General features: G+C 60.4%; 12 protein-coding genes. 9 read left to right on the top strand and 3 right to left on the bottom strand.

The annotated features are described in order from the left end of the window. Positions 1-95: 95 nt before the first annotated feature. The gene (locus tag HDC35_RS07095) at positions 96-1,586 is read right to left on the bottom strand and encodes a S41 family peptidase (RefSeq protein WP_184645039.1); all 1,491 of its coding nucleotides are present in this window, start codon (positions 1,584-1,586) and stop codon (positions 96-98) included. A gap of 449 nt (positions 1,587-2,035) precedes the next feature. Between HDC35_RS07095 and HDC35_RS07090 the strand changes: the two genes are divergently transcribed. From HDC35_RS07090 to HDC35_RS07060, 7 genes are all read left to right on the top strand, one after another. Beyond that, complete coding sequence (locus HDC35_RS07090; protein WP_311770729.1) at positions 2,036-3,832, top strand: SLC13 family permease; 1,797 nt, start codon at positions 2,036-2,038, stop codon at positions 3,830-3,832. 54 nt (positions 3,833-3,886) lie between these two features. Continuing rightward, positions 3,887-4,162 (top strand): hypothetical protein, encoded by a 276-nt coding sequence (locus tag HDC35_RS07085; protein WP_184645037.1) that lies wholly within the window; start codon positions 3,887-3,889, stop codon positions 4,160-4,162. A 76-nt stretch (positions 4,163-4,238) separates the two neighbouring features. Further along, complete coding sequence (locus HDC35_RS07080) at positions 4,239-4,754, top strand: DUF421 domain-containing protein (protein WP_184645035.1); 516 nt, start codon at positions 4,239-4,241, stop codon at positions 4,752-4,754. Continuing rightward, on the top strand, positions 4,751-5,128 hold the full coding sequence (locus HDC35_RS07075) for a DUF202 domain-containing protein (protein ID WP_184645033.1): 378 nt from the start codon (positions 4,751-4,753) through the stop codon (positions 5,126-5,128). Before HDC35_RS07080 ends, HDC35_RS07075 begins: the two co-directional genes overlap by 4 nt. A 43-nt stretch (positions 5,129-5,171) precedes the next feature. After that, entirely contained in the window at positions 5,172-5,468 is a 297-nt protein-coding gene (locus HDC35_RS07070; RefSeq protein WP_184645031.1) for a hypothetical protein, read from the top strand. Positions 5,469-5,679: 211 nt separating this feature from the next. Beyond that, a complete protein-coding gene (locus tag HDC35_RS07065; RefSeq protein WP_184645029.1) occupies positions 5,680-8,268 on the top strand; it encodes a TonB-dependent receptor in 2,589 nt (862 codons plus the stop codon). Then, positions 8,268-9,008: a hypothetical protein gene (locus tag HDC35_RS07060; protein ID WP_184645027.1), complete on the top strand. Its 741-nt coding sequence runs from the start codon at positions 8,268-8,270 to the stop codon at positions 9,006-9,008. The genes HDC35_RS07065 and HDC35_RS07060 overlap by 1 nt, the downstream gene beginning before the upstream one ends. A gap of 859 nt (positions 9,009-9,867) precedes the next feature. On the opposite strand, the gene HDC35_RS07055 is transcribed toward HDC35_RS07060, so the two are convergent. Next, entirely contained in the window at positions 9,868-10,656 is a 789-nt protein-coding gene (locus HDC35_RS07055; protein ID WP_184645266.1) for an acyl-CoA thioesterase II, read from the bottom strand. A 312-nt stretch (positions 10,657-10,968) separates the two neighbouring features. Here HDC35_RS07055 and HDC35_RS07050 point away from each other — a divergent pair, with 312 nt between their 5' ends. Together HDC35_RS07050 and HDC35_RS07045 are read left to right on the top strand one after the other, a co-directional pair. Then, complete coding sequence (locus tag HDC35_RS07050) at positions 10,969-12,147, top strand: amidohydrolase family protein (RefSeq protein WP_184645025.1); 1,179 nt, start codon at positions 10,969-10,971, stop codon at positions 12,145-12,147. Positions 12,148-12,382: 235 nt separating this feature from the next. Further along, positions 12,383-12,982 carry a TetR/AcrR family transcriptional regulator gene (locus tag HDC35_RS07045; protein ID WP_184645023.1) on the top strand — a complete coding sequence of 200 codons (600 nt, stop codon included), beginning with the start codon at positions 12,383-12,385 and terminating at the stop codon, positions 12,980-12,982. Between the two features lie 6 nt (positions 12,983-12,988). Here the strand turns inward: HDC35_RS07045 and HDC35_RS07040 are convergent, their stop codons facing one another. Next, complete coding sequence (locus HDC35_RS07040) at positions 12,989-13,837, bottom strand: TetR/AcrR family transcriptional regulator (RefSeq protein WP_184645021.1); 849 nt, start codon at positions 13,835-13,837, stop codon at positions 12,989-12,991. Positions 13,838-13,893 lie beyond the last annotated feature (56 nt).

Below are 13,893 nucleotides of genomic sequence, written 5' to 3'. Positions count from 1 at the left end.
TCGACGTCAGATCGCAAATACGCGAGACGGCGCTTTGTCGACTCCCTGATTCGGCGCATCGTTCTACCGATGCGCCGGAGAAGCGAACCCCAGGCTCAAATAGGCCGATCGGCGGTCGCTTTTATTATCTCAAGTGCCTTGCTCAACGCCACATCGCCCGACGCGTCAACGGGCGGCGGTTCGATCGGAAAGTCGGGTGTTACCCCTGCTACCTCGGCGTTCCCGTTGGGTCGGACGAAGTGACTCTTAGGATAGGTGACGACTATCCCGGTAAGAGGCAGAGTGAAATGCTGAACCGACGCATAGTTGGAGGCAACGTCCGCCGTCTCTTCCCCCAGCACTTTGCCGAACCCGTAATCCTGCACGAGCGCTGCAACCGACGCGGCGTTCGAATAGCTGTGGCGATTAATGAGCAGCCAGACGCGACCATGGAAGCGCGGCTCGGCCCGCGGCGCCACTATGGGGAGTTCATATGTGTAGCGTGTACCGTTTGGCTGTTTTTCCTCGGCGTCGATCTGCCGCAGGAAATCAGGATCGATCGGCACTCCGGCAACGCGTTGGCGGGAATAGTCGGCCTTGGTTGCCGCGCTGGCTTTCAACGTGAAGGACGATGCAAAACGGAAGGGCCGATCGGCAAACCAGGCGATCATCGGATCGCTGAAGCTGTTGTCCCCGCCTGGATTGTTGCGTAGGTCGATCAGCAGATCGGTAGCGCCACTGGCAATAAGCTTGCTGAAACTGGCGTCGATGAAGGTCCGGAATGCCGATGCTTCATACGAGGGTGCCGGGCCTTCGTTTGATTGCTCGGTGTTGAAAAAAGGCCCAGGCCGCAGATAGGCAATGCCTGGCTCTAGAACCTTGTACTCCCGGTCAGAGAATTCGACCAGTTGTTCTGGGCCCGGGAACTTCGCCGTCAATGCTTTTCGCTGGTCAAGTGTCACGGCTTTCACGGACACCGTCTTCATTGTGCTGCCCACTCTAGCGGTCACGGACAGTGAATCCAAAGGACCGCGATCGAGCCAAAGCAGGACCGGAAAGCTTTCCTCCATTTGCGCGTAGGCCATGTAGGGGCGTTCCGCGGAGACATAGCCGGAGAGCCGCTCGAGCACCTGGCGGATTGGCACACCATCAATTGAGACGATCTCGGCGCCGGCCCGGAGCGAACCACCCTGATCGGCGGTCTGCGTGAGCAGCACACGATCACCGTCGACCCGGATGAAGATCGGCAATATTTTTCCGCCGCCCCGCAGCTGACTGACGAACGCAATTACCGGGGCATCGATACGCGCGTGACCAATCCGCCCATAGGCGACGAACTTCTGGAACAGGATGGCGACTGCGACCGGGTCCATTGGCGCTTCGATAGTCGCCAACAAGCTGCGATAATGCGTGTCATATTCCGCTTTGGAACGATGCGCGTACAGATTGAAATGGGCCTCCTGAAGCGTCTGGTATAACAGGGCAAAATCGGATCGAACCGCTCGTGCTGATAGCGCCGCAGCGGAGGCGTGCGGGCTTGACGCCTCTTTCGCTGAAGCCTCGAAGCCGGGAGACAGCAGACTGGACATCACGAGGACGGTGGCCATGACACGTTTCATGGGCATTTTATCACCACTAAAAGATTTACCTGGCAAGGCGATATCGGGCCTCGAACATCCGCTTCTTCCCTTTTCCAACCCAGGGTCCTGACCCTGCCTGGTCGAAAAATGCCCTCATCAAGATCTTCCGGTCGGACAAAGGTAGCCTACGGTTCTGGCCTTTGCCGCCATGGGTGTGAAAACCTATTGGGCCGATAAAAAATTCGAAACGACGCCGCTGGCCGCGCGCGATATCGCCCTCCCGGTAATTGTTTCATGTTGTCGTTGCAAAACCGGAGCGACTGGCCAATTCCGAACGATCGGTTCAAACCCCTCAAACGTCGGCCGACAAATTGGGACCCAAATGAACTTGGCAGAACATGACCGCAACACGGCAAGGTGCAGCGCATGCGTGATCGCCGCTCAGATCCGCCTTGAGCCCAGGATCGGTCGAACGAGTGCTTGAGGCCCCGCCTCCGCACGCGATCGGTGCCATATTGCTGACCGTCGCAATGTTTTACGGTTTCATTTCGGGCCGCGTCCGCATTGAAATCATCTCGCTTTTAACGCTCAGCATCATTGCGCTCGGCCTCTACATCGCTCCGCTGCCCGGCCATGCGCCAACCGACGGCCTAAAACTCGCCTTCGAGGGTTTTGGCCATTACGCCCTCGTCACGATTTGCGCGTTGATGATCATGGGACGCGGCCTCGTCACCACCGGGGCGCTGGAACCGGCGGCGCGAACGCTGACCAAGGTTTGGCGTTTCAACCGCCAACTCGGCCTGCTGGTGACGCTGTTGCTGGCCATGTTCATGAGCATGATGGTGAACGATACCCCGGTCATCGTGCTCTTGCTCCCTATCCTCGTATCTCTGGCGGCTCGCGGAGGAATGCCGGCCTCGCAGACGTTGATTCCGGTCAACAGCGCCGTGCTGATCGGCGGTATGGCGACGACCATCGGCACATCGACCAACCTCCTTGTGGTTGGGATCGCCACGGATATGGGATTGCCCCCGATGGGTGTGTTCCACTTCACCCCGATCGTTTTGATGGCAGCCGTCGTCGCCATTCCCTTCATCTGGCTGGTAATGCCGCGCCTGCTGCCCGATAATTCGCCCGCCAGCGGCCATGAGCCGCGGCGCTTTCGCGCGACGCTGCGGCTTGGCGAACGCTCGGCCGTGATCGGTAAATCGATCGACGCGGTCAGGACGCTTCTGCCCGATGACGTCCGGCTCGATGGTCCTGTCGATCAACAGTTGGTCGCGGGTGCAAGGCTGGGCGTTTTAGCCACACAGGAAGCATTGGAAGAAGCGGTGCGGGTGCTCGGGGCCCATGCGGCGCCGCCGTGGCTGATGGAGCGGCTCGAGGCGGATTATGGCCGAACCGGCGAAGATCTTTCGGTCGTTGAGCTCGCGATCGCGGCCGACTCCAATCTGATCGGCAAGCGCACGACCAATGCGGGGGTCGCCGAGGGCTATAATGTGGCGATCCTCGGCATCCAGTTCGCGGAGCGCCTGCCGGGCGCGAGGGGCGAATTGAACTCCAATTCGCCGATGTCCGAAGGCGATATTCTTCTCGTCGCCGGAACCGTGGAGAATATTCAGGTTCTCGCACGCGCCGAGAATCTGTTGATACTCGAGGGCATGAAGGAGATGCCGCGCACGGCGAAAGCGCCGCTCGCGCTGGCGATCATGGCGGCTGCGGTCATACCGGCAAGCATCGGCCTGGTTCCGATCGCAATCTCGTCGCTGGGCGGCGCCATCCTGATGTTTGTCACGGGCTGCGTCAAATTCGATCGCGTCGGGCGCGCGCTGTCCGCGAAGGTCATCGTACTGATCGCCGCGAGCATCGCGATCGGCAAGATCGTGCTCGACAGCGGTGCGGCGGAGTGGCTCAGTCAGCTGATCGCGCTCGGGCTACAGTTCCTGCCCGCGGCGGGCGTGCTCGCGACGGTCATGCTGTTCGTCACGCTGCTCACCAATTTTGCTTCGAACGCGACGGCAGCGGCCGTGGGCACCCCAATCGCGTTCAGCCTCGCGCAGCAGCTTGGCATTCCCGTCGAGCCGCTGGTGCTGGCGGTGCTGTTCGGGTGCAACCTCTGCTATGCAACCCCGGTCGCCTATCAGACCAACATGCTCATAATGTCGGCCGGCGAGTATAAGTTCGGCGATTATACGCGAACGGGCCTGCCGCTGGTGGCTCTGATGATCGTCACCCTCTCGGCCCTACTCGTGTTCCGATACGATCTCCATTAAGCTTCGTAGGCTGTTCGTTCGCGACGGAGCCGGACTTCAACGATTGGAAGCTGAATGACCCCTATGCCCGACGCTCAAACCTTGTTTCTCGTTTATGCTGACGTTGCGGCCTCTTCTGAAGGGCCGGTACATCTGCCCGGGGATGCTTTCATGCTCGCCGACACTCTTTTTCTTGTCCGAAGTGATCTGACGCGCTCGGAGCTTTATCATCAGGTCAAACTTGGCCTGCCAACCGACGCGGCCCTGCTGGTCGCGCCGCTCGCCGATGCGCCAAAATTCAGACGCCTGCACCGCGGCGCGCTGAAGTGGCTGCGCGAGAGTAACGACTGACCCTTGTTTTCCGCTGAAGCGAAACCCTCCCGGTTGCGGTGCATTGGGATGATGGGGCTCGTGCGAAAGGGATATCATGATCTTCGACACTTGGGACGGCGTATTTCGCGTATTGCTGATGGGCGCTGCCTCCTACATCGCGCTGATCGGCATATTGCGCCTGAGCGGAAAACGCACTTTGGCCAAGATGAGTGCTTTCGATCTGGTGGTCACCGTTGCGCTCGGATCGACGCTCGCCACCATCTTGCTCAGCCGCGACGTGGCGCTTCTCGAAGGCATGATGGCCTTGCTGACGCTGGTCGCGCTGCAATTTACGATCGCTGCCCTCTCGGTCCGCTGGCGCTTTGCCGAGCGACTGGCAAAATCCGATCCGCAACCGCTGCTGACGGATGGCGTGATCGACGCCGAAGCCTTGAAGCGCGAGCGCGTCACCCAAAATGAGGTCCTCTGCGCGATCCGAAGCCATGGCTTTGGTGATATCGCCGATATCGCTAGCGTGGTGCTCGAAACAGATGGCAGCTTCAGCGTCGTCTCCCGCGACCGTGCGGGCGCGCGATCCGCATTGCCCACCGCCCGCAGCCGCGCGCCATGAGCGCCGAAGACCGTACCGATCTTGCCGAAAACCGGACGGAGCTGGCCGAAGACCGCACCGTTTTGGCGCATGAGCGCAGCTTCGCGGGCTGGGTGCGCACCGGGATGGCGGCGGTCGGAATCGGCCTTGGTTTCAACGCGCTTTTCCGGACCATGGAGCCAAGCTGGCTGCCAAAGGCCATCGCCACCGGCTTTTTGCTGGTTGCGATATATGTCTTTGTTTCGGCTGAGCGCCGCGCACGCAGCATCATCGGAAGGCTCGAATCCCATAATGTGGCCGTTCTAAAACCGATGCGTATTCGGCTGCTCGCCTGGGCGCTGGTTAGCGCAACGGCGGCGCTCGCCGCCGCGCTCTGGATTGTCGCTCAGACCTGATCGCCAGCGCGTGCGGATGGCCTAATCTTACTCCCGGCTCCCCTTGGCAGAGGTTTTAACGCGCCTCGATCCAGTCGGCGCGGCGCTCGAGGCGGCTCTTGTCCTGCGCGCTGGCCAGAGCAGCAGTCGCCCGGTCAAGGGCAAGGCACGCATGATGGCGAGCGCAGTTGGAATAAAGAGGGATATTGGCCTCAGCCAGCGCTTCGAGCACGAAATGAAGGCGCATCTGAACCTCGATCAAGGCAGCGCCGTCGCCCGCGATCGGATTGAAAAAATCGTCGAACAGCTCGCTCGTCTCGAGGTCGTGGCATGCAACCGTTCGAAACGGGGCGGCCGCTGATCGGCGTGTGGGTCGGAATAGGCCTGCCGGATCCGCAAGCCTGCGCCCATCACCTCGATCGCCAGCATAATGGTTCGCAACAGCGTTTGCGACCCGGAGCGCATGAGATGTGACAGTGGTGGTCAATCAAAAGAAGCACAACTGTCACCGATCTGTCCCAGAATTGTCGCTGCCCAAATCTAGATGCGCCGCAACATTCAGGGGAACCCATATGCGAAACAAACTTTGCCTCGCCGGTGTCAGTGCTCTTGCGCTGCTCACATCCACGCCAGTTCTCGCTCAGGATTTGGCGCCTGCCGACGAAGGCGAAGCGATCGTCGTCACGGGGCAGCGCGCGCAGCAGGAGCGCGCGATCGAGATCAAGCGCAATGCTGTCGGTATCATGGACGTCGTCGCGGCCGACGAGATCGGGCAGCTTCCCGATCGAAACGTCGCCGAGGTAATCGAGCGGCTGCCGGGCGTCGGCGTACAATATGACCAGGGCGAAGGGCGTTATGTCGCGATCCGCGGTATTCCGTCGGACCTCAACAATTATACCGTCAACGGCTTTGAACTGGGCAACCCGGACGGCAATACGCGCCGCCTGCCTCTCGACATCGTCTCGGGCCAGTTACTCAACCGCGTCGAGGTGAGCAAAGCGAAGAGCGCCGACCTCGACGCGCAGGGCATAGGCGGCACGATTAACCTCGTGACCCAGACGGCGTTCGACTTCGCCGAGCCGTTCATTCTCTCCGCGAACGCGCAGGTCGGATACCAGACGCTCAACGAGAAATATCCGATCCGCGGTGACGCGAGCGTCGGCGGCCGTTTCGGCAGCGACGAGCAATTCGGGATCCTGATCGGCGGCAGCTATTCGAAGCGCAATTTCCAGAGCTTCGGCATCTTTCCCGACGATTGGGCACCGTTCCCCGGTGCGGCGCGCGGAGGGATGCCGGTCAATATCAAATATACCGACTATCAGCTCGAGCGCGAACGCATTGGCGGCATCGCCTCGCTCGACTGGCGTCCGGGCGACACCACCCACCTGTGGGCGCGCGGCCTCTACAGCAAGTTCACCGAGAATGAATATCGGCAGCGCTTCCGTCTCGATTTCGCGACGCAGGCGCAACGGGACAATGGGACGGTAACATTGAACCCCGATGGCTTGACCGGCGTATCGACGGTGACCGAACAGCGATCGGAGCTGCGGCTTGAATATAAGGAGAAATCCGTTCTTGTCGGCATGATCGGCGGTAAGACCGAGGCGAACGACTGGACCTTTGATTATGGTCTGGCACATTCACACAATGAGGTCGTCGAGCCGAACCAGCTGTGGCAGTTCCGCGGCAATCCGGGGACGGTCGATTTCGACTTCTCCGACAAATTGTTCAGCGCGGCGCCGCGTACCCCGCTGTCGGCGGACAATCTGGGATTCCGCCAATATACGGTGCAGGATGAAAGCGGCGACGAATATATCTGGACCGGCCGGCTCGATGTGACGCGAAAGCTCGGCTTTGGCGACGAAAGCTGGCTCAAGGTCGGCGGCAAATATCGCGCGACCAACAAGGATTTCGATTCGAACAACGGCATCTATACGCGCGGCGGAAATGCCGCGACGCGCTTTACGTTAGGCCAGTTCGGACTTCAGGGTGCCGACGTGATCTCATACGCCGGCGGCGGGCGCGAATATCTGATCACCCCGGTGATCGACGCCGGTCTGGTCGATGCCTTTACCGCCGACCCGGCCAATGCCGCCTATTTCGTGCTCGACGAAACTTCGACGCTCGCCAATGCGACCTTGAGCGATATCGACCTCGGCGAAAATATCGCCGCCGGCTATGCGATGGCAAACCTCGATTTCGGGGCAGTCACCGTGACGCCGGGCATTCGCGTCGAACGCACCGACCTGACGATCCGCGGGTTCCAGCTCGAGAATGAAACCGACGTCGTCGCGGTGAACGCGAAGCGCAGTTCCACCAATTGGCTGCCCAGCCTGATCGTGCGGATCGAGCCCAATGACGAAGTCATCGTCCGGCTCGCCTATACGCGCAGCGTCGGCCGCCCCAATTATTCGGACCTGACGCCGGGCGGCGAGATCGGCTATGAACAGAATGACGACGGGACGTTCGATGGATCGGTGTCGCTCGGCAACCCGAACCTCGAACCCTATATCGCCGACGCGCTCGACGCCTCGGCCGAATGGTATTTCGCTAAAGGCGGGCTGTTTTCGGTCGGCGTCTTCGCGAAGTTCGTCAAGAACCCGGTCTATACGCAAAGCTTCACCCTGCTCGATACCAGCTATGGCGGGCGCGACTATGCCGTGCTCGGCTTCTCGCAAAAGGCGAACGGGACGAGCGCCGACATCATCGGGCTAGAGCTCGCCTATCGTCAGCAATTCGACTTCCTTCCCGGCTTCCTCTCGGGCTTCGGGGTCGAAGCGAACATGACGCTGATCGATTCGAAGCTGAAGGTGCCGGGCCGCGCCGATCCCGCAGCATTCCCCGAGCAGTCGAACCTGCTCTACGGCGCGCAGCTGTTCTATCAGAAAGGGCCGGTAGAAGCGTCGATCGCCTATCACAACACCGGCAGCGCGCTGATCTCGCTCGGCGCCGACATGCTCGGCGATCAATATAATGACGATCTGCGCCGACTCGACGCCAAGGCTTCGTTCGCCGTGACGGATAACGTCAGTCTGTTCGTCGAAGGGCAGAATCTGACCGACGAGCCAACACGCCAATATCAGGGCGAACGCCGCGACTGGATCACCCAGAACGAACGCTATGGCCGGACCTTCTACGTCGGCGCGTCGGTGCGCTTCTGATGCTCGCCGCAGCGCTCTTGACGCTTTCGACGATCGCGGCGCCCGAGGCCGATCAGGGCGTCGCGGCGGATCGCGCCCATGTCTACGCCATCGATAATTATGCGATCGGAAAATATGACAAGGCAACGGGTAAGCGCGTCGCCGGATGGGAGGGCGATCCGAAGCTGTTTCCGCATCTCAACAGCTGCGCGGTGGTCAAGGCCGAGCTTGTTTGCGCCGCGTCCAACTATCCGAAAGTGCCGATGGCGAGCAGCGTCGAGATTTTCGATGCGAAGGCCCTCCGTCATATCCGCACGATCAGCCTTGGCCGGATGTATGGATCGCTTACGGTAATGGACTGGTATGACGGCAGTTGGTGGGCGGTCTTCGCCAATTACGACGACCGCGGCGGCGAGCCGGGCCGCGACCACCGCTTCACGACACTGGTCCGTATGGATGCCTCGTTCCGCCCGCTCGAATCCTGGCTGTTCCCCGATGCTGTGCTCGCGCGCTTCGCGCCAAAAAGCTGCTCGGGTTTCGCCTGGGGCGCCGACGGACTGATGTATGCGAGCGGGCACGACCGGCCCGAAATCTACGCGCTGCGATTGCCAAAGGCGGGCGCGACGCTGGAGCTGGTCGCGACCTTGCAGGTGCCGACCGAAGGACAAGCGATCGACTGGGACCCGGTCGAACCACGCCTGCTGTGGTCGATCGACCGGCGCGCCAACCAGTTGCATTCGACGCGCATCCCGCCGCTCTGAAGTCGGTGCGCGAAGGAGGAGCGGTTTTGCTCAAATCTGGCCGATTGCCGACCGACAGCGTTCGAGCGGCGAACTTGGAGAAGCAGCCGACGCCGTCAGCCCGTCCGTCAAATGGGAAGGCTGTCCATCGATAGTCGCCGATTTATATCGGCAACAAATTAAATTTTTTCAGATATTTGGAACTCGAAGCTACGCGGAAATCTTGCGTATTTTCGTGCCCGAATCATTCCCACTCGATTGTTCAATATGGCTTAAGATATTGGAAAATAACAATAAAATAATATTTTGTCCCAAATCACCGATCCAAGATCCGTCAAAAATCTATACTTTTGAAAATAAAGGAAAAATCCTTAGATTTTGCGATGTCTCGAATTCGAAGTCATTCGGCTACGTTCGAACCTCGCGCTTTCACAATCGGGACTTAGCCCAAGACTGCCGTCCGATGAATACCGTCAGTTTGGCCAGCTGCCGGTTTGATGGACACTGCGGAACGTGGTGGCACCGTGCGCTACCGTCTTCTCGCCGTTGATCAGGTGCAAGTTGGAGCGCGGCTTGGGAATCCGACGGCCGCCGGGTGTAGATCGGCGCCGAGGCGAGACCCCTCAGCCTCCTGGCGTAGAGCGATGAAATAACTTAGAAATGTCTGAACAAATAGTGTCACCATCGGCGCCGATCGGGACCCCATTCCGCTGGGAAGTCCGGCGCCTTTACAATGGTTTGATCGATACGCCCCGCGGTTCCGCATCGGCGCGGATCCACAGCCTGAGATGAAAAACCGTGTCGCGGCATCGATATCCGAAACGACGATCTTTACGAAGGAGAGCGGCCTATCCGGTTTCGCTGGTTTCGATGGCATGGCTCATTTGGAACCTCCTCCATCGCGCGGGCGCATCAGGCTTTCCTGTGTCACCGTGGCGATCAGCTGCCCGTCGCGGGCGAAGAAGTGGCCGAGATTCAATCCACGCGCATGTCCGGACCAGGGGCTGCTGGTGGCATAGAGCAGCCAATCGTTGAAGTCAGGCGTTGCGTGAAACCACATGGCGTGGTCCAGGCTGGCCGCCTGCACACGGTTGCTGCCGGGCCCGATGCCATGCGGAAGCAATGCGTTGCGCAAGAACATCATGTCCGAAGCATAAGCGAGCAATGCCCTTTGCATGACCGGGTCTGCGGGTGCGGCCTGCCGCATACGCATCCAAGTGCCGGTTCGTGCTTCGCGCGGGCGGTTACTGAACAGCGCGCCGGGATCGAGCGGAACGATCTCTATGGGCCGCTTCTCCAAACGACCGAAAACGGGTGAAGCAGCGGCATCGCGGTGTTTTTCGCTCCACTGGTCCAGGGCCTGCAGCGCCGCTTCGATATCCAGCGACAGTGGCGCCTCGATCTGGTGAGAAAACCCTGTTTCGGGCCGATGGAACGATGCCGTCATGCTGAAGATCAGCTGGTCTCGCTGTCGCGCGTCGATGCGGCGCGTGGCAAAGCTGCGCCCGTCGGACAGGGTGGAGACCGAATAGCTTGCAGGGTCAGCGGCAACCCCTGCCTTCAGGAAATGTGCGTGCAGTGAATGTACCAGCTTTCCATCCTGCTCTTCTCCCGCAGCGGCGAGCACTGCCTGTGCGACGGCTTGGCCGCCGAACATGCGTGGCCCCATGGCAGGGCCCGGACCGCCGGACCATTCCCCCTCTGATCGGCGTTGCGGCCGCAACAGGTCGTGTATCAACTCTGTGATCTCCTCCTCGATTGCAAGCATACCGAATATTCAAATAGACAAATTTCTGCAAGGGCGCCTGCGATGCGGGCGGCGCAGAAGGCGAATAATTTCCTCTATCTAAGCGGTAAATGGCGCAACGGACATAAGCCGAGAGACGCGTCGACGCACTGAGGGATATCAAACCCATATTTCAACTGTATTGACACGCTCACAAATAGAGATGATGATATCTGCATCATGAGGAGAATTGTGATGGTCTATTCAAAGGGAAGAATCATCAACGACGCAGACGCGCACACGATGGAGACGCAGGACTGGCTTGCCCCCTATGTCGATGACGCGTTCAGGGACCGATATTCGCAGGTCTATTCGAACAAGGATGGCGGCGAGCGGATCATCAAGATGATCGATCTGGCCAAGGCCCGCAAGGCCGATCCGGTCGCGCGCGCCAAGGCGCTGGAAAACCCGATCGAGGGGGCGAAGGGCTGGCTGGGCTATGGTGGTTTCGACAAGGAAGAGCGGATCGAGGCACTGGACTGGTTGGGTTTCAAGAAGCAGTTGGTGTTCCCCACTTTCGGCCTGGGGGCGATTACACGGGCGGAAACCGACGACCAGCGCTATGCCGCCGCGCGCGCGTTGAATATGGCGCAGCAGGATTTCTGCAACGCCGATCCGCGACTGGATTGCGTGGCATTTGCGCCGCTGGACGATCCCGCTCGCGCGATCGAGGAAGCGCGTCGGGCGATTGCCAATGGTGCAGCGGCCATCATGTTCTCGGCGGGCCCGGCGGGCGATAAGAGCCCGGGCCACGCCGATTTCGACCCCTTTTGGCAATTGTTGCAGGACAATAATATTCCCTTCATGCTGCACATCGGCCCCGGTACGAAAACGCAGCCATCCCGGTTCAAGAACAATGGCCGCGAACGCGCACCCGATCTGCATGGCGGAGGTGAGAATCTGCGCTTCCCCGATTTTCTATGTCTTTGGTATGCGCCGCAGGAATTCCTGACCGCGATGATCTATGATGGCGTCTTCCAGCGTTTTCCCGATTTGCGCGGCGGGGTCATCGAAAGCGGGGCCGGATGGGTGCCGGAATTTCTGCGTATGCTCGATCATGGCTGGCATTCGTTCAACAAGACCGATCCCTATCTGCAGTCGATGGACATAATGCCTTCGGAATATATTCGTCGGGCCGTGCGATTTACGCCATTTCCGAACGAGGATGTGGGTCGGATGATCCGTGACAGCTCGCCCGAGCTCTACATGTTCTCGAGCGACTATCCGCACCCTGAGGGGACCCGCGATCCGCTGGGGAAGTTCGAGGCCTCGCTCGCGGACTTTGACGAGGAGGTCCAAGACATGTTCTTCCGCACCAATTATGATCATATGATGTGCCGTGATGCGGCATATGTAGCGGTCGCGGCGGAGTAAGGGTTGGGCAGGCCGCTGCCAGGTAGCAGCGGTCTTCGCATCGGGCAAAGCGCGCGGCGGACGTCGGCGCAGTCCTGCTGACCTTTTCACAGACGCCGGGCAGGGGCGCTATTGACGCCGCGCTCCCCAAACTGCTTGCTCTGCGCGGCTTCGTCGATCATCTGCAAAGAAACGACTGGATTTTTCGCTTCGGCCTCGGAGCAGGGCGGCTTGTCAACGCGTAAAGAACAGACCAATGGACTGGGATATGGTGGCGGCGGGCGTTGAAACCGGAAGGCGCGAGCAGGTTCTGGCTGTGACCGAACGGCTGGTGCTGGCACGCGGCTCGCTGAACATCTCGCTGAACGCGATCGCCGAGGAGATGGGGGTCAGTCGCAGCCTGCTCTATGTCTATTTCGAGAGCGTTCCCCAGATCATCGATGCGCTGTTTGTCGAACAGGCCCGACAGCTTGACCGGCTGGTGACGCAGATACGGGAAGAGCATCAGGATTTTCGTCCGCGCATGCTCGGGCTGCTTCGCGGATATCTGCAACATCTTGCAGCGCATGGGCATCTGATCCAGCTTGTGTTGCGCGAACGCCATCAGGACAGCCCGTTGCAGCAGGAAAGCACGCGGTTGTTCCGCAGGATTCTGTTGATCGTTGCACGTGATATATCGCGCGAGCTGCAACTTTCGCCGCGCGCGGCCTTTGTGACGCTGGAGCTTTTGGCGGCGATACCAGAGGCGCTCGCACGAATGTTGCGATCCGGTGCGACGCAAGAGGCGGTCGCTCTGGCCACCAGTGAAAGGCTGATCGGGGCGGCGTTGGAGGCCATGGCCGTGCGCGAGGTCTAATATCCTTCAGTCAGCGCCGTCGGCCAGTCGTTCGTCACTGGCAACGCCGGCCATGATGATCGAAAGGCAAAGCTGTTCGACCATGGCAAAGGGTGCGCGCCGCGCCGCAACAATTCCCCCGGCCTTGAGCGAAACCGCCGTGAGTGCGGTGGTCGATGCGCGGGCGCTCGCTTCATCCATCGCGCCCGACCCCGTCAGTCGGTCGATGATCGGCGCGCGGGCGCTTTTAGCAGCCATTTTCCGTTCCTCACGCAGCGCGTCCCGGACCTCCGGCGTCCGGAGTAGCATCTGCAGGAGAGTCCCATGTTCCGCGGCTTCGTGGAGATAGCCGATCGTCGAGAGCATGATGATCGTACGGCGGTCGGCATTGCGTGCCACGTGGCGTACGCGGGCGGCCTCCTGTCTGGCGATCTCCTGACGGGCCATGGCCACCAACAGATGGATACGTCCGCCGAAGCAGTTGTGAACCTGGGTATCGCTGATGCCTATCGTCTGCCCCAGGCGGCGCATGGTGAGAGCCGACAGGCCTTCCTCAAGCGCGATTTTTCTCGCGGCGGCGATGATCTGTTTTCGACGGCTGGCGGCGTCGAGCCGGGTACGCAGGCCCGGTGATTGCCGCGTCTGACGCGACCCGAAAGCGACGACCTCACTCAGCCCAGGCGGCGGCGGAGGCAGGTCCGGGGCCGGTTCGCGCGACGGCGGATTACGTGTCCAGTGCGAGCGGCTGGGGCGCGGAATGTTCAACCGGTCGCAAATCTTGGCAAGGCCATTGCCGGTCATGCCGTAGCGTCCCGCCACAGCCCCGATCGGTTCCGCCCAGATCTGGCGAAAGAGCAGTTCGCGGGTCAGTTCCATGACCCGGTCATAGCGACGGGCAAGGCCGCATGTCTACCGACAAGGTCGATCGGACG

This window comes from Sphingopyxis sp. JAI128, assembly GCF_014207235.1.
Classification (GTDB): domain Bacteria; phylum Pseudomonadota; class Alphaproteobacteria; order Sphingomonadales; family Sphingomonadaceae; genus Sphingopyxis.
The sequence above is the reverse complement of the archived record's forward strand: the minus strand, read 5'-3'. Positions and strand labels throughout refer to the sequence as shown.